The organism is Kribbella sp. NPDC059898 (assembly GCF_042730855.1).
GTDB lineage: Bacteria > Actinomycetota > Actinomycetes > Propionibacteriales > Kribbellaceae > Kribbella.
Window position 1 is genome coordinate 454,653 of the sequence record NZ_JBHWKR010000005.1, and the last position, 15,477, is coordinate 470,129.

At 69.9% G+C, this 15,477-nt stretch carries 16 protein-coding genes; 7 read left to right on the plus strand and 9 right to left on the minus strand.

Annotated elements, in window-relative coordinates; genetic code table 11:
* Positions 1-38 precede the first annotated feature (38 nt).
* Positions 39-515, minus strand: coding sequence for a GNAT family N-acetyltransferase (locus ACFV9C_RS19315; RefSeq protein WP_380195319.1), 477 nt, complete (start codon positions 513-515; stop codon positions 39-41).
* A 38-nt stretch (positions 516-553) separates the two neighbouring features.
* Positions 554-1,570 (minus strand): M48 family metallopeptidase, encoded by a 1,017-nt coding sequence (locus tag ACFV9C_RS19320; RefSeq protein WP_380195321.1) that lies wholly within the window; start codon positions 1,568-1,570, stop codon positions 554-556.
* A gap of 149 nt (positions 1,571-1,719) precedes the next feature.
* On the opposite strand from ACFV9C_RS19320, the gene ACFV9C_RS19325 reads away from it, so the two are divergent.
* The gene (locus ACFV9C_RS19325) at positions 1,720-2,838 is read left to right on the plus strand and encodes a PLP-dependent cysteine synthase family protein (RefSeq protein WP_380195323.1); all 1,119 of its coding nucleotides are present in this window, start codon (positions 1,720-1,722) and stop codon (positions 2,836-2,838) included.
* Between the two features lie 69 nt (positions 2,839-2,907).
* Here the strand turns inward: ACFV9C_RS19325 and ACFV9C_RS19330 are convergent, their stop codons facing one another.
* Positions 2,908-3,864, minus strand: a complete 957-nt coding sequence (locus ACFV9C_RS19330; RefSeq protein WP_380195325.1) for an alcohol dehydrogenase catalytic domain-containing protein — start codon at positions 3,862-3,864, stop codon at positions 2,908-2,910.
* A gap of 103 nt (positions 3,865-3,967) precedes the next feature.
* On the opposite strand from ACFV9C_RS19330, the gene ACFV9C_RS19335 reads away from it, so the two are divergent.
* Both ACFV9C_RS19335 and ACFV9C_RS19340 read left to right on the plus strand, forming a co-directional pair.
* Positions 3,968-4,546 carry a TetR/AcrR family transcriptional regulator gene (locus ACFV9C_RS19335; RefSeq protein ID WP_380195327.1) on the plus strand — a complete coding sequence of 193 codons (579 nt, stop codon included), beginning with the start codon at positions 3,968-3,970 and terminating at the stop codon, positions 4,544-4,546.
* Entirely contained in the window at positions 4,543-4,980 is a 438-nt protein-coding gene (locus ACFV9C_RS19340) for an AAA family ATPase (protein WP_380195329.1), read from the plus strand. Before ACFV9C_RS19335 ends, ACFV9C_RS19340 begins: the two co-directional genes overlap by 4 nt.
* Here the strand turns inward: ACFV9C_RS19340 and ACFV9C_RS19345 are convergent.
* On the minus strand, positions 4,977-5,729 hold the full coding sequence (locus ACFV9C_RS19345; protein ID WP_380195331.1) for a hypothetical protein: 753 nt from the start codon (positions 5,727-5,729) through the stop codon (positions 4,977-4,979). The genes ACFV9C_RS19340 and ACFV9C_RS19345 overlap by 4 nt on opposite strands.
* Positions 5,730-5,731: 2 nt before the next feature.
* Entirely contained in the window at positions 5,732-6,604 is an 873-nt protein-coding gene (locus ACFV9C_RS19350; protein WP_380195333.1) for a 1,4-dihydroxy-2-naphthoate polyprenyltransferase, read from the minus strand.
* A gap of 97 nt (positions 6,605-6,701) precedes the next feature.
* On the opposite strand from ACFV9C_RS19350, the gene menE reads away from it, so the two are divergent.
* The 3 genes from menE to menD are packed head-to-tail and all read left to right on the plus strand — an operon-like array spanning position 6,702 to position 10,353.
* Complete coding sequence (gene menE / locus ACFV9C_RS19355) at positions 6,702-7,793, plus strand: o-succinylbenzoate--CoA ligase (RefSeq protein ID WP_380195335.1); 1,092 nt, start codon at positions 6,702-6,704, stop codon at positions 7,791-7,793.
* Positions 7,790-8,716 carry an o-succinylbenzoate synthase gene (locus tag ACFV9C_RS19360; RefSeq protein WP_380195337.1) on the plus strand — a complete coding sequence of 309 codons (927 nt, stop codon included), beginning with the start codon at positions 7,790-7,792 and terminating at the stop codon, positions 8,714-8,716. Before menE ends, ACFV9C_RS19360 begins: the two co-directional genes overlap by 4 nt.
* Positions 8,713-10,353 carry a 2-succinyl-5-enolpyruvyl-6-hydroxy-3-cyclohexene-1-carboxylic-acid synthase gene (menD, locus tag ACFV9C_RS19365; protein WP_380195338.1) on the plus strand — a complete coding sequence of 547 codons (1,641 nt, stop codon included), beginning with the start codon at positions 8,713-8,715 and terminating at the stop codon, positions 10,351-10,353. The genes ACFV9C_RS19360 and menD overlap by 4 nt, the downstream gene beginning before the upstream one ends.
* Here menD and mptB read toward each other — a convergent pair.
* The 4 genes from mptB to ACFV9C_RS19385 all read right to left on the minus strand — a co-directional run bounded on the left by mptB (position 10,340) and on the right by ACFV9C_RS19385 (position 14,467).
* A complete protein-coding gene (gene mptB, locus ACFV9C_RS19370) occupies positions 10,340-11,743 on the minus strand; it encodes a polyprenol phosphomannose-dependent alpha 1,6 mannosyltransferase MptB (RefSeq protein ID WP_380195340.1) in 1,404 nt (467 codons plus the stop codon). The two genes, menD and mptB, sit on opposite strands and share 14 nt — an antisense overlap.
* A gap of 40 nt (positions 11,744-11,783) precedes the next feature.
* Entirely contained in the window at positions 11,784-12,548 is a 765-nt protein-coding gene (locus tag ACFV9C_RS19375; RefSeq protein WP_380195342.1) for an ABC transporter permease, read from the minus strand.
* On the minus strand, positions 12,545-13,525 hold the full coding sequence (locus ACFV9C_RS19380) for an ATP-binding cassette domain-containing protein (RefSeq protein ID WP_380195343.1): 981 nt from the start codon (positions 13,523-13,525) through the stop codon (positions 12,545-12,547). Before ACFV9C_RS19380 ends, ACFV9C_RS19375 begins: the two co-directional genes overlap by 4 nt.
* 312 nt (positions 13,526-13,837) lie before the next feature.
* Positions 13,838-14,467, minus strand: a complete 630-nt coding sequence (locus ACFV9C_RS19385) for a PadR family transcriptional regulator (protein ID WP_380195345.1) — start codon at positions 14,465-14,467, stop codon at positions 13,838-13,840.
* A gap of 56 nt (positions 14,468-14,523) precedes the next feature.
* On the opposite strand from ACFV9C_RS19385, the gene ACFV9C_RS19390 reads away from it, so the two are divergent.
* Positions 14,524-15,357: a GNAT family N-acetyltransferase gene (locus tag ACFV9C_RS19390; protein WP_380195346.1), complete on the plus strand. Its 834-nt coding sequence runs from the start codon at positions 14,524-14,526 to the stop codon at positions 15,355-15,357.
* Positions 15,358-15,477: the final 120 nt, after the last annotated feature.

Genomic DNA, 15,477 nt, shown 5'->3' on the forward strand with positions numbered 1-15,477 from the left:
GCTTTCCGGGAGGGGGGAAGCGGGCCCTTCGTCTTTTGCTACAGGGGTTTGCGCATCACGAGTTCGCGACGTACGCCGTCGGCCATCAGGTCGCCGGGCTCGTCGGTGTCGACGTACCCATGGCGGAGGTAGAGGTTGTGCGCAGGGTCGTTGCCGGGGACAACGGACAGCTGGAGGCTGGTGGCGCCGGTGCTGCGGGCCCAGTCCTCGACGGCCTGCATCAGCGCATTGCCGACGCCCTTGCCGCGGCCTTCCGGGGCGACCCACATCGAGACCAGCTCGGCCGTGTCGCCGTCCGGGAACCCGCCCGCCATTCCGGCCGGCGTACCGTCGACGCTCGCGATCACCTGGTAGGCGCCGGGTTCGGAGAGCCGCTGCCGCCAGCGGTCCTCGGGCGCGTCGGCCCAGTCCGCGTACTGCGAGCCGAACGCGAACGCGGCCTCCTGCAGCGCGGCCAGGCGGAGGTCGCGCCAGGCCTTCCAGTCGTCCGGGCCGATTGCTTGTACGTCGATCACGGCGTACAGGATCGCAAAACGGCCCGGCGACCGGCCAGTCAGTTTCGGGGGAACTTCGAGGAGACCCAGTCGCGGACGCCGCCGAGGCCCTCGCCGAAGTCGCGGAGGAGCTTGGCCAGCGGGTCCTGCGAGCGGTTGAAGGCTTCGGAGTACGACTTCGCGGCGTTCTTCGCCTCCTGCGAGATCGACGCGTCACCGTCGTCCTGACGCTTCGGGTAGTCGCCGGAGACGATCGTCGTGTACTCGCCCTCGTCCACCCAGCGGCGCAGCTCGTGCGCCCGGATCACGGCCAGCGGGTGCGACTGCGCCTCGAGCAGCAGTAGCTTCAGCACGCTGTCGCGCAGGTCGCCGGCGCTCTCGTACTCCGTGCCCTGGGCAAGGAACGCGGTGGTGTCCAGCTCCTGCAGCTGGCCGCCGCTGGCGAGCTTCATCTGCACCCGCAGCGCGACCGCCGGGTCCTGGGTCGCGAGCAGCCCGGCCCGGTCGCCGGACAGCTCCGCCTTGCGGGACCACTCGTGCAGCGCGGCGATGATCGCGCGCAGGCCGAGCGCGCCGATCGGCATCCAGTTGAACGCGCCGGTCAGCCGCATCAGCCACATCAGCAGCGACTGGTACAACGCGTGGCCGCTCTGCGCGTGGCCGAGCTCGTGACCGAGGACGAACCGCAGCTCCTCCTCGTCGAGGCCCTGCAGGAGCGCGCTGTTCACGACGATGAACGGCTTGTCCATGCCGATCGTGACCGCGTTCCAGATCGGGCTGTTGGTGACGAACAGCTCCGGCAGGTCCCGTACGTCGAGGGTGCTCGCCGCCTCGGTGTACAGCCGGTTCACGGTCGGGAACTGCCGCTCGTCGACCCGGATCGCCGACCCCAGGAACTGCAGCCGGAAGGCGCGCTCGTTGATCAGCCCGGACATCTTCCGCAGTACGTAGTCGAACCCCTTCAGCTGCCGCAGCGCCACCAGCGCGCCCCGGTCCGCGGGGTGCTCCCACGCCCGCGAGCTGATATCGGTCAACGTCACCCGCTGCCGCGTCGGCCGATCACTGTTCTCGGTCATCGTTCCCCCTGCCCGGTCGTCATGGGTTCCGACAGTAGCTCGCTTTCGGGGTCCTGCGGGGATTGAGCAGCCACGCGGCCGGCAAGCTCGCGTCCGGTCACCGAGCGTAGGAATACTCAAATCGGGTTCTACGTCTTAGCCTGGCCCGCATGAGTGAGGTTGACGGGGTGTGCCGCGAGGTCGATCGCCGCGACGAGAAGGTCCGCGCCTGGGTGTCCGAGGCGATCCGGATCGTCGACGCCGACGCGAACCGGAGCGCGGACACGCATCTGCACGTGTTCCCGATGCCGGACGGTACCGGCGTGGACCTGTACCTCAAGGACGAGTCCGTGCACCCGACCGGCTCGCTCAAGCACCGCCTGGCCCGGTCGCTGTTCCTGTACGCGCTCTGCAACGGCTGGATCCACGAGGGCACCGCGGTGATCGAGGCGTCCAGCGGCTCCACCGCGGTCAGCGAGGCGTACTTCGCCCGCCTGCTCGGCCTCCCGTTCGTCGCCGTGATGCCGCGCTCGACCAGCCCCGAGAAGGTCGAGCTGATCGAGTTCTACGGCGGCCGCTGCCACTTCGTCGAACGCTCCGGCCAGATCTACGGCGAGGCCAAGCGGCTCGCCGAGGAGACCGGCGGGCACTACATGGACCAGTTCACGTACGCCGAACGCGCCACCGACTGGCGCGGCAACAACAACATCGCCGAGTCGATCTTCGGGCAGCTCTCGCTGGAGCAGCACCCGATCCCGACCTGGATCGTGGTCGGCGCCGGCACCGGCGGTACGTCGGCCACCATCGGCCGGTACGTCCGCTACCAGCGCCACGAGACCTCGGTCGCGGTCGTCGACCCGGAGAACTCCGCGTTCTTCCCGGCCTTCGAAGCCGGCGACCACGAGTTCTCCACCGGCCGCCCGTCCCGGATCGAAGGCATCGGCCGACCCCGCGTCGAACCCTCCTTCGTCCTCGGCGTCGTCGACCGGATGATCTCCGTCCCCGACGCCGCCTCGATCGCCGCCATGCGCTTCTGCTCCCGCGTCACCGGCCGCCTCGTCGGCGGCTCCACCGGCACCAACCTCTGGGGCGCGCTCAGACTGGCCGCCGAAATGCGCCGTACCGGCGCCCGCGGCAGCATCGTCACCCTGCTCTGCGACAGCGGCGAACGCTACGGCAACACCTACTACGACGACACCTGGCTCCGCACCGCCGGCATCGACATCACCCCGTACGCCACCACCCTCGAAACCTTCGCCACCACCGGCCACTGGACCGAACCGGAGTAACCCACCCCCGCGGCCGACCCGACGCGGCCGACCTTCGCACGCTGGCGCCGTACCGAAGAGCGGGCGGAGTCAGGGCACCAGGGCGAGTTTGCCGATTGTGGTGCGGGACTCGAGGGCGGTGAGGGCCTGGGGGCCGTCGGGTAGGGGGTACGTGGTTGGGGTCGCGGGGGTGAGGACTCCGGCCGCGATCAGCGAGAAGAGTTCGGTGAGGACTTCGCCGTACAGGTGGGGTGTGTGTTGGATCAGGGCGCCCAGGTTCAGGCCGATCAAGTGGAGTTGGTGTTTGTAGACCAGGTCCCAGTTGGTGACGGGTGAGATTCCGGCGGCCAGGCCGTAGACGACTACTCGGCCGGTGACCGGTTTGGTCACCTCGAGGCTGGTGAGGGTGGTGGACTCGAGGGACAGGTCGACGCCGTCGGTCAGCGCGAGGATGTCGGTGGTCAGGCTGGCGGAGCGGGAGTCCAGGACGTGGTCGGCGCCGAGAGCACGGACCACGTCGTGCTTCTCCGGGGAGGCGGTGGCGATGACCGTGGCGCCGTAGTGCTTGGCGATGCGGACGGCGGCTTGGCCGGTGGCGCCGGCGGCCGCGTGGACGAGGACGGTTTCACCCGGGGCGAGGCCGCCCAGCGGACGGAGGGCGGCGAGCGCCGTCGGCCAGTTGACGACCAGCCCGAGCGCCTGCGCGTCGTCCCACCCCGGCGGCACCGGGAGCACCGCGACAGCGGGCAGTACGACGTACTCCGCGAACGCCCCACCCCCGACACACACCCCGACCACACGCATCCCGACCGCGAGCCCGGCGCTGTCACCGACGGAGACGATTTCTCCGGCGGCTTCGATGCCGGCGACGTAGGGCGGGTGCGGTCCGCCCGCGAAGGTGCCGTGGGACTGGGAGATGTCGACGAAGTTCACGCCGGCGGCGGTCACCCGGACGAGGATCTCGCCCGGTCCGGGGCGGGGGACCGGCTCGTCGGTCAGCTTCAGGTCCTGCGGTCCGTCCAGCGACGTCTGTACCAGTGCTCGCATCCCACGCCCCTTTGTTGGTCGATCGACCAACAAAGCGTGCCAGGACGCGATCGAACCCGTCAAGATAAACTTGGTCGATCGACCAACAAATCTGGAGGAGCGAATGGCGACCCGCGGCAGACCGCGTACGTTCGACCCGGACGTCGCCCTGCGCCAGGCCCTCGACGTCTTCTGGGAGCGAGGTTACGAAGGCACCTCGCTGAGCGACCTCGCCGACGCCATGGGCATCCGATCCGCGAGCATCTACGCGTACTTCGGCAGCAAGGAGGACCTGTTCCGCCAGGTCATGACCCTGTACGGCGCCACCGCCGGCGAGCCGCCCCGCCGGGCGCTCCGCGAGGGCGCGACCGCCCGTGAGGCGGTCCACGCGATGTTGCGGGCGACCGCGGACCAGATCACGCACCCCGAGCACCCGCACTACTGCATGCTGATCCTCGCCGCCCCCACCGGCGCCGTCGAGAACCACGCCGTACGCCAGTTCCTCGCCGACGGACGGCACGGTATGTACGAGGAGATCCGCGCGCGCCTCGCCGCCGACGTACCGCCGGCCCGGCTCGACGCGGTCGCCCGCTACTACACGACCGTCGTACAAGGCCTCTCCGTCCAGGCCCGCGACGGCGCCACCCGCGCCGAACTGGAGACCGTCATCACCTGCGCGATGGCCGCCTGGGACGCGCGGTGACCCGCATCCTCGTCACCGGCATGTCCGGCGCCGGCAAGACCACGGTCCTCGACGAACTCGCCCGTCGCGGCCACCACACCGTCGACACCGACTACGACGGCTGGACCCGTCCCGACGGCACCTGGGACGAGCCCCGCATGCGGCAGCTGCTGACGCGCCCGGACGTGATCGTCTCAGGCACCGTCGAGAACCAGGGCACCTTCTACGACCGCTTCCACCACGTCGTCCTGTTCACCGCGCCGCTCGAGATCCTGATCGACCGAGTACGCCGCCGTACCAACAACCCGTACGGCCGAACCCCAGCAGAACAAGCCGAAATCGCCCAGTACGTCGAGACCGTCGAACCCCTGCTCCGCCAGGGCGCAACGCTCGAACTCGACACCCGGCAACCCGTCTCGGCCCTCGCCGACGCGGTCGAGCGACTCGTGAGCTAGTTCTCCAGGATCCACGCGAGGAGGTCGCGAACGTCCTCGGCGCGTTCGGTGGGGGTGCTGTACGTCGTCGGGGTGCCGGGGGTCTCGCGGATCGCGAGGGCTTCGCGGGCGATCTTGTGCCAGCGGGGATCGAGGGAGTCGATGACGTACCGGCCGGCGCCGCTCTTCGAGGTGAGCGTGCGGGTGGCGAGGAGGTGGTGGAGGCGGGGTGCGCCGAGGGCGACCCAGGCGACGGCGGCGTCGTTCCGGCCGGCCGTGGCGAGGTCGGCGGTTGCGATCCGGTCGGCGATGGAGCGCCAGTACGTGTCGAGGTTCGTCCGGGTGTAGGCGATCAGGGCGTCGAGGTTCGTGTAGACCGGCGGGAGTTCGCCGCGGACATCCACCGCGCGCTCGGCCAGTTCGTGCCAGGTGACGAGGTTGATGTCGGTGGCGCCCGCAGGGTCGAACGCGCCCTGGAAGAACACCGGGCGCGTCCCGAGCGTCGAGGGATCGGCGGCCAGGTCGGCCGCCGTGCAGTGGAAGCCGTCGAAGGTCAACACTGTCTTGGCTGCCTCGTGTACTTCCTGCAGCAGAGCGTTGTCCGGTACGTCGTCCCACACCGCGACGAAGTCGACGTCACTCCCGGGGAAGAACTCGCCCCAGCAGATCGACCCGTGCAGGAACAACCCCGTCAGCCGGCCTGGAATCCGGCTGTCCACCTCGGCCAGAAAGCGATCGGTCAGGTCCACCACAGCAGCCGGCACAGTCATGTTTAGCCACCTATTGCTAGTCCGACCCCGAGGCCGACGGCATACAGGAGCTCGGTGAGGCCGGTGTTCTTCAGTACAGGGATCAACGCCGGGCCGACCGCGTCGCTCAGGATCACCCGGGTCGACTTGATGGCCAACGGAACGGCGATGAAGGCCAGCAGCGTCCACGGGGTCGCGACAGCCGACACGGCGGCCAGGACAAAGGCGAGCACCACCAGAGCGGCGTACAGCCGGCGGGAGTTCGCCGCACCCAGGACGACGGCCAGCGTGCGCTTGCCGGTCACCGAGTCGGTCGGGATGTCGCGGAGGTTGTTGGCCACCAGCAGCGCACACGCGATCGAGCCGACCGAGACCGCGCCCGCCACGGCCGTCCAATGCAGGCTCTCGGCCTGGACGTACGTCGTACCGAGCACAGCGACCAGGCCGAAGAACAGGAACACGCTGACCTCGCCCAGGGCGCGGTAGCCGTACGGCTTCTTCCCACCCGTGTAGAACCACGCGCCGAGGAGCGACGCGGCCCCGACGACCAGCAGCCACCACGTGGTCGTCGCAGACAGCACGATGCCGAGTACGGCGCCCACACCGAAGCACGTGAACGCAGCCGTCTTCACGGCGCCCGGAGTGGCGACCTTGGAGCCGACCAGGCGCAACGGGCCGACCCGGTTCTCGTCGGTACCGCGGATGCCGTCGCTGTAGTCGTTGGCGTAGTTCACGCCGATCTGCAGTGCGAGGGCGACGCCGAGAGCGAGCAGCGCCTTCCACCAGACGAAGCCGTCCAGGAACGCGGCCGCGCCGGTTCCGACGAGCACGGGGGAGATCGCGGCGGGCAAGGTGCGGGGGCGGGCGCCTTCGATCCACTGGGCAGGGGTAGCCATGACCGTCGATTCTGTCAGCCGCACGGGCAACCGGCGGCGGCGGCCCTGGCTGTCCAATGTGCTGCGGTCCGGCGGCGGGTCGTACGCTCGGTCTGACATGTCTACCTTGCGGCTGATTCCCGGTACGCCGGATGCGGTGCTGGCGGCGTTGAGCGACGTACTCGACGGGAGCGGTACGCCGTTCGCGCCCGTGCCGGACGATCCGGCCGGGGCCGAGCGGGTGCGGCAGGCCGCAGCGCCGGACGAGCCGCTCGAGGACGACTGCGCTGTGGTGCTGACCACGTCCGGCTCCTCCGGCGAACCGAAGGGTGTGCTGCTGTCGCGGGACGCGCTGATCGCTTCGGCCGTCGCCACCCATGACCGGCTCGGCGGCCCCGGGCAGTGGCTGCTGCCGATGAAGCCGTACTTCGTCGGCGGCCTGCAGATCCTCACCCGCTCGCTGGTCGCCGGTACGACGCCGGTGCCGGTCGGCGACAGCCTCACCGCCGCGGCCGCCAGGCTGACCGGGGACCGCCGGTACACCGCGATGGTCCCGACGCAGCTGGCGCGGTACCTCGACACGGATCTGGAGGCGCTGCGCTCGTTCGACGCGATCATCATCGGCGGGGCGTCGACGCCGGAGCCGCTCAAGCAGCGCGCGCGGGAGGCCGGCGTGACCGCGATCCCGGCGTACGGGATGACCGAGACGGGCAGCGGCTGCGTGTACGCCGGGGTGCCGCTGGACGGTACGTCGATCGACCTGGACGACGGGCGGATCCTGATCAAGGGCAGCACGCTGTTCTCCGGGTACCGGCTGCGCCCGGAGCTCACGGCCGACGTACTGCGGGACGGCTGGTTCCGTACGCAGGACCGCGGCGAGCTCGTGGACGGACGGCTGCGAGTCGTCGGGCGGGTCGACGACGTCGTGATCTCCGGCGGCGTGAACGTCACGCTGACCACCGTGCAGGCGCGGCTGCTCGAACACCCCCGCGTGAAGGACGCCGTCGTACTGGGAGCTCCTGACGCGGAGTGGGGGACCCGGGTGGTCGCTTTCGTCGTCGGTGAGCCCACGCGGGAGGAGGTCCGCGACTGGGTCAGCGAGACGCTGCCGCGGACCTGGGCGCCGCAGGACGTCGTACAACTGGAGGCGTTGCCGATGCTTGCTTCGGGCAAGGTCGACCGGCAACGGCTGCTGGAGGACGTGCGGTGATCACGTACTCCATCGGCCTGAAGAACAAGTTCCGCGGTATTACTGTTCGCGAGGGCATGCTGTACGAAGGCCCTGCCGGCTGGGCGGAGTGGAGCCCGTTCCTGGACTACGACGACGCCACTTGCGTCTCCTGGCTGCGTGCGGCGCGTGAAGCGGCTGAGGACGGGTGGCCGGCACCCGTACGCGACCAGGTCCCGGTCAACTGCACTGTTCCGGCAGTAGGGCCAGAGAAGGCCGCGGCGATCGTCAGAGCGTCAGGATGCAGTACGGCGAAGGTGAAGGTGGCTGAGCCGGGTCAGACGCTGGCTGACGACCTGGAGCGTGTGGAAGCGGTACGGGACGCCATAGGCAACGGAAACGTGCGCATCGACGCCAACGGGCTGTGGTCGGTCGACCAGGCGTTGCGGAGCCTTAAGGAGCTGCAGAGGTTCGACCTGGAGTACGTCGAGCAGCCCTGCGCGGCGGTGGAGGAGCTGGCGGAGGTCAGGCGCCGTACGGACGTCCCTGTTGCGGCTGACGAGTCCATCCGCCGGGCGGAGGACCCGCTGCGGGTGAAGAAGCTCGACGCGGCCGACATCGCCGTACTGAAGGTGCAACCCATCGGTGGCGTCCGTGCGTGTCTGAGCATCGCAGAACAGATCGGGCTGCCCGTTGTGGTGTCGTCGGCGCTGGAAACCTCGGTAGGGATCGCGGCCGGCGTCGCACTCGCCGCTGCGCTTCCTGAGCTGCCCTACGCGTGCGGCTTGGCCACGGTCTCCATGTTTACCCAAGAGGTCGTCACAGAGCCCTTGTTGCCGACCAACGGGTTCCTGCCGGTCAAACGCGTCGTCCCGGATCCCCAACTGCTACAGGCGTCCCGTGCTGATGCTGAGCGGACCAGGGTGTGGGAAGAGCGCCTGTCCCGAGTAAGGAGTGCCGGATGAACCCGTCCACAGCGTTCGCGACTGTGGTGGTCGACGAACTGATCCGCTGCGGCGTCCGCGAGGCCGTGGTGTCACCAGGGTCCAGGAGCGCCCCGCTGGCGCTGGCCTTGGCCGCTGCGGATCGCGATGGGCGGCTCCGCCTGCACGTGCGCATCGACGAACGTACTGCGGGCTTCCTGGCGATCGGTTTGATGCGCGGTACGGGTCTACCGGTGCCTGTGGTGACAACCTCGGGCACTGCGGTGGCCAACCTGCACCCTGCCGTGCTAGAGGCGTCGCACAGCGGTCTGCCGCTCATTGTGCTGAGCGCCGACCGGCCGCCTTCGCTAAGGGGCAGCGGGGCGAACCAGACGACGGATCAGTTGAAGGTGTTCGGGTCCGCGGTCCGGCTGTTCCACGAGATGGGTACGCCGGTCCGTGAGATCGGGCAGGTCGCGTACTGGCGGTCGCAGGTCGCGCGGGCGGTGGCTGTCGCTACCGGCGCCCGGTCGGCGGACCCGGGGCCTGTGCAGCTGAACTGCCCGTTCAGTGAGCCGTTGGTGCCTACTGAGGGGCCTGACTGGCCTGAGGCGTTGGCGGGGCGCAGTACTGGGCCGTGGACGGCTGTGCATGCTGCGAATGCTCAACCTGCGGCAGTGTCTCCGGGTCCCAGGACTGTGGTGGTTGCGGGGGATGGGGCTTCGCAGGCGGCTCGGTTGGTTGCCGAGGCTGGGCGGTGGCCGTTGTTTGCCGAGCCTTCCAGCCGGGCGCGGGTCGGGGCGTCGGTCGTCTCGCTGTACCGGTTGTTGCTGCAGGCAAGCGAGTTGGCCGGGGAGATCGAGCGGGTGCTGGTATTCGGGCACCCGACGCTGTCGCGGCCGATCTCGCAGCTGCTGGCACGGGCCGATGTCGAGGTGGTCGTGGTGTCGCCGACCGGGCACTGGCCGGATCCGGCCCGCCGGGCGGCCTCCGTGGTGACCGGGCTGCAGGTCACCGGGCCCGACCCGACCGACTGGCTGGCGCGCTGGCAGGCCGCGGACCAGGCGGCCCGGCCGGAGATCGACAAGCTGCTCGCGGACGGCCTGAGCGGGCCCCGGGTTGCCCAGCTCGTCGGCGAGGCGGTCGGCGCCGATGGCATGCTCGTGGTCGCCTCCTCGAACCCGGTCCGCGACCTCGACCTCGCCCCGGTGGTGCCGATCCGGACCGTGGCGAACCGAGGCCTGGCCGGGATCGACGGCACGATCTCCACCGCCGTCGGCGCCGCGCTCGCGAACGCGGGCCCGACGTACGCGCTGATCGGCGACCTCGCGTTCCTGCACGACAGCAACGGCCTGGTGATCGGACCGGACGAGGCCCGCCCGGACCTGCGGATCGTGGTCGTCAACGACAACGGCGGCGGCATCTTCTCCACCCTCGAGCAGGGCGACCCGAACCACGCCACGCACTTCGAGCGCGTCTTCGGTACGCCGCACAACGTGGACCTGTCCGCACTGTGCGCCGCCACTGGTACGCCGTACGCGCTGGTTCGGACAGCCGACGAGCTACGGGCTGCTCTTGTGCGGACGGTGGCCGGGCTGGACGTGGTCGAGGTACGTCTTGACCGGGACAGTCACCGGCCGTTGAGCCGGTCGCTGGTGGAGACCCTCAAGCAGCTGTAACCGGGACCTTCCGCGACGGCTGGAGCGTGCGGAGGTGGTTGAGCAGCGGCACCGCGATCGCGATCACCAGGGCGGTCGTGGTCAGGATCGGGATGGTCGCACCGCGCAGCGACGAGTTGAGCGGCGCGGCGATCGTGAAGATCAGGCTGACCGCGGTGATGATCGTGGTCAGCCGTCGGCCGGGACGTGCGACGGCCAGGAACGGCAGGCACCACAGGAAGTACCAGTCGTGCGCACTCGGGCCAAGGACGACAACCGCGAGCAGGGCGACGCCTACGGCTCGTGCTGCGTAGTGGATGGACGACCTGAGGCTCAGCCACGCGATCAGGCTCAGTGCGGCGAGCATGCCGATCAGCCTGACGATCTGTAGCGCCTGTGCGGCGGCAGTGTCCTCGCCCAGCCAGCCCAGTACGCCGGACGCCGCCATACCGACCAGGTTGGCGATGGAGAACGGTGAACGGACCAGCCCGGGTACGTCGAGCGCGCCGAGCCAGCCGGAGCCCACGCCGGTCAGGGCGCCGATCGTGACCAGGGTGACCACTGAGACGAACCCGGCGATCACCAGGCTGGCGAACCGGTGCAGCCGGCCGGCCAACGGGCTCATGACCGCAGCGATGGCTATCGCAACCAGCCCGCCCGGGAGCTTCACTGCCGCGGCAGCGCCGGCCACTACGGCCGCCGTACCCCAACGGCCCGTCAGGGCCAGTGCGAAGGCGCTGCAGGCGAGTCCCAGCATCAGGATGTCGTTGTGGGCGGCGCCGATGCCGTGCGTGATCAGCATCGGGTTCAGAACGACCAGCCAGGTGGCAAAGGCCGGGTCTACGCGGCAGGCGGTCGCAAGGCGCGGCACGGCCCACGCGATGAGGACTATGCCGAGTACGGCGAGCAGGCGGTGCGCCAGCATCAGCAGGTACGGGTTCATGGTCAGGTGGGCGACCAGGCCGCCGTAGGCGAGCGGCAGGGGACCGTACGGTGCGGGGGTCTGCATCCACATCGGGTCGACCGCCTCGACGATGTGGCCGGACAGTACGCCGGGTCCCACGTCGTACGGGTTGTAGCCCTCCGCCACCAGTGCGCCCTGGGCCGCGTAGCTCCAGGCGTCGCGGCTGAACAGCGGCGGCGCCAGCAGCAGCGGAATGCTCCAGTACGCCGTCATCCGGAGCAGCGGGAGCCGCTCGCCGGCCATCACCCGCCGGCCCGCGGTCAGCCAGGCCCAGGCCATCAGCCCGAGCCCGGCCACCATGAACGTCAGCCCGACCATCCGCCCGGCCAGCGAGTCCCGCAGCGGGAACGACGCGACCCAGGACGACTCAGGCACCACCGACGTCACCAGACTGGCGACAGCGACTACGACAGACCCGACGACCCCACGGACCATCGGCGAGCGCATGGCGGCACCGTAGCGCCGCCATGCAACACGTCGATGAACTCTAGGCAGATTCCTTCCGGAAGGTTCTTGCGCCGACAGCTAGTCCGATGATCGTCAGCAGGACCACCCAGAACAGGCCCCACAGCGAGGCCGAGCTGCCGATGTCGCCGCGGAACAGGGCGCGGACGCCGTTCACGACATGCTTCAACGGGCTGATGTCGGACAGCCGCTGCAGCCACTTCGGGCCGATCTGCATCGGCAGCAGGATGCCTGACAGCAGCAGGAGCGGCATGGCGATCCCGTTCAGCAGCGGTGCGAGCGCGTCCTCGCTCTTGGTGATGAGCGCGACCGAGTACGACAGCGAGGCGAACGTGGCGCCGAGCAGCGCGACGATCACCAGCGACAGCAGTACGCCGCCCCACGGCGCCCGCAGGCCGAGCGGGAGCGCGGCGAGCAGCAGCAGGATCGACTGCGCGACCAGCACCACGACGTCCCGCAGTACCCGCCCGGCCATCAGCGCGATCCGGGACGCCGGGGTGACCCGGTCCGCCTCGATCACGCCGGCCCGGTACTCCGCGATCAGGCCGAAGCCGACGAACATCGCGCCGAACATGCCGAGCTGCACGATCAGGCCCGGGATGAACACCTGGTACGCGTTGGTCGCGTGGCCCTGGCTGATCTGCGCGGTGATCGGCTTCAGCAGCGGTCCGAACAGGAACAGGTACATCAACGGCTGGCTGAGCATCAGGATCGACCACATCGGGTTCCGCAGCGACAGCCGCATCGCCCGGTGGAACACGATCCAGGTCTCTCTGAGGACGGTCATGCCGCAGTCTCCTTCCCGGGTGCCGCGTCCTCGTCACGCAGGGAGCGGCCGGTCATCGTCAGGAACACGTCGTCGAGCGTCGGCCGGTGCACCTCGACGCCGTGCAGTTCGATGCCCTGGGCATCGATCGAGCGGAGCAGCCCGGGCAGCACCGAGCCGCCGCGCGGGATCCGGAACCCGACCACGTCGTCGTCGGTCTCCACCTCCGTCGCACCGTCGAGCTGCTCGACGATCTTGGTCACCGCGGGCGCCTGCGCCGGCGCGGCCAGGCTCAGCCGGACCGCGTCGCCGGAGACCTGCTGCTTCAGGTTCTCCGGCGTACCGGCCGCCACGATCTTGCCGTGGTCGATGACCAGGATCCGGTCGCAGAGCGCGTCCGCCTCGTCCAGGTAGTGCGTGGTCAGGAAGATCGTCGCGCCACGGTCCCGGAGGCCGCGGATGTGCTCCCACAGGTTCGCCCGCGCCTGCGGGTCGAGGCCGGTGGTCGGCTCGTCCAGGAAGATCAGCTTCGGGTCGTGGATCAGCCCCATCACGATGTCCAGCCGGCGCCGCTGGCCGCCGGACAGCGTCTTGCACTGCCGTCGCCACAGCCCCGGCAGGTCGAGCTCCTCGAACAGCCGCTGCCCGTCCGCAGCCGCCTTCGCCTTCGGTACGCCGTACAGCCGGGCGTGGTCGACCACCTCGTCGCCGGCCACCGCCTCGGGCAGCGTGGACCCGCTCTGCGGGACGTACCCGATGCCCCGCCGTACCCCGACCGGGTCCTTCGCGAGGTCGCACCCGGCGACCGTCGCGGTCCCGCTGGTCGGCTTGATCAGCGTCGCCAGCATCCGCATCGTCGTGGTCTTGCCGGCCCCGTTGGGCCCGAGGAACCCGACGATCTCCCCGTCGGCCACATCCAGGTCAACCCCTTGGACGGCCTGGACCGCCCCCCGCTTCGTCTTGAACGTCCGCACCAGCCCGCGCGCTTCGATCATCATGCGAGACAGTGTCGATGATCAACATTGACTAGTCAATCTTGAATAGTGGCCGGGGTGGAGTGAGGGGAAGGGAAGGGAAGGGAGGGAGGGGTGGTGGGGAGGCGGGGAGGCGGGGCTGGGTGGGGTGTGGGGAAGGGGAGGAGGGGTGGTGGGGAGGCGGGGCTGGGTGGGGTGAGGGGAGGGGAGGGGAGGAGGGGTGGTGGGGAGGGGAGGAGGGGTGGTGGGGAGGGGAGGAGGGGTGGTGGGGAGGGGAAGGGCGGGAGGGGTGGTGGGGAGATGGGGATGGGTGGGGTGGAGGGAAGGGGGAGGGGGCTAGTTCGGGGGTGGGTCGGGGATCTCGCCCCAGTGCGTCACCATGCCGGGGTACGGCGCCCAGTCGGCGGGCTCGCCTGCGAAGGCGTAGTCGCCGTTCCGGATCCGGTCCAGGAACTCGCGGGTCCACCGCAGCTCGCCGTTGTCGCGGGCGGTGGTGATCCGGAACATCTCGACCACGTGGTTCGGCGTCGCCGGGTCCTCGAGGATCGCGCGCTCGGAGAACGGCTCGGACTTCAGCCAGGACTCCAGTTGCGTGATCCGCGCCTCCAGCGCCGCGATCACCTCGTCACGGCGCAGCGACCACAGGAAGCTGATCGTCGCCTGCATCTTGTCCGGGTGGAACCCGTCGACCGTCCACAGCATCCCGCGCAGCAGCGAGAAGTACTCCGTCTCGCCGTCCGCGGTCAGCTTGTACGACGTCCGCCCGGGCCGGTGCGCGCCGTCCTGCTCGAGCTCCTGCAGGTACCCGTGCTTGGCCAGCGTCCGCAGGCCGGTGTAGATCGAGCCGGGGTTGATGTTCGCCCACGCCTGCACGTTCCAGGTCAGCAGCTCACGGCGCAACTGGTACCCGTACGCCGGCTGGAAGATCCGCACGACGCCGAGCAGCAGCAACCGGGTGGTGGACATAGCCGCAGTGTAAATCCGGGCGACCGCGCTGGGGCCGCAGGCGTACGCTCCGGTGCATGGATGTGCGTGTGACGACCGATCCGCAGGCCTTCGAGCAGACCGTTTTCCCTTTCCTGCAACAGGATCCGGTGCTGCACACGATCATCATGAGCAACGTCCACGAGCGCGCGAACGGTACGGCGCGGTCCGAGGACGAGCCGTCGTACTTCGTGTCCGTGCACGCCCCGGACGTCGTCGGCGTCGCGATGCGGACACCGGGGTTCGGGGTGTACGTCGGCGCGCTGCGGGAGGAGCTCGCGGAGCCGATCGCCGAGGCGTACGCGGACGTCCTGCCGGAGCTGAAGGGGGTCGCGGGGGACCGGCCGGCGGCGTTCCGGTTCGGACGGCGCTGGTGCGAGCTGCGGGGTGGTATGGCGACCGAGAGGCGCGGCACCCGGCTGCACAAGCTGATCGAGCTGACGCCGCTCGCGGCGGAGGGCGATCCGCGCCCGATGCGGGCGGACGACGTCGAGCTGGTGGCCGGCTGGGCCGACGGCTTCGCCGCCGAGGTCGCCGACGTGGTCGCGACCGACAACCACGCGTGGGCCGAGCGCCACCTCGCGGATCGGACGCTGTGGATCTGGGAGGCCGGCGGGGTCCCGGTGACCATGGTCGGCTACCACTTGCCGTTGTACGGCGTCAGCCGGGTCGGCCCGGTCTACACCCCGCCGGAGCACCGCCGCCACGGCTACGCCGGCGCCCTGACCAGCCACGTCACCGCCATGATCCTTGCCGACGGCAACCAGGCCTGCCTCTACACGGACCTCGCCAACCCCACCTCCAACAAGATCTACCACCAGGCCGGCTACCGCCCGGTGGCCGACTTCGTCGACGTGGAGTTCACCGCGTGACCGCCCTCACCGTCGTTTGAGAGGTCAGCCTCCGAAATGGTGGGTTTCACCGCCTGCATGCAAGCAGCCAACCCACCATCTCAGCGGCCAACCCTTCAGATAGCTGACCGCGCGGTCCGG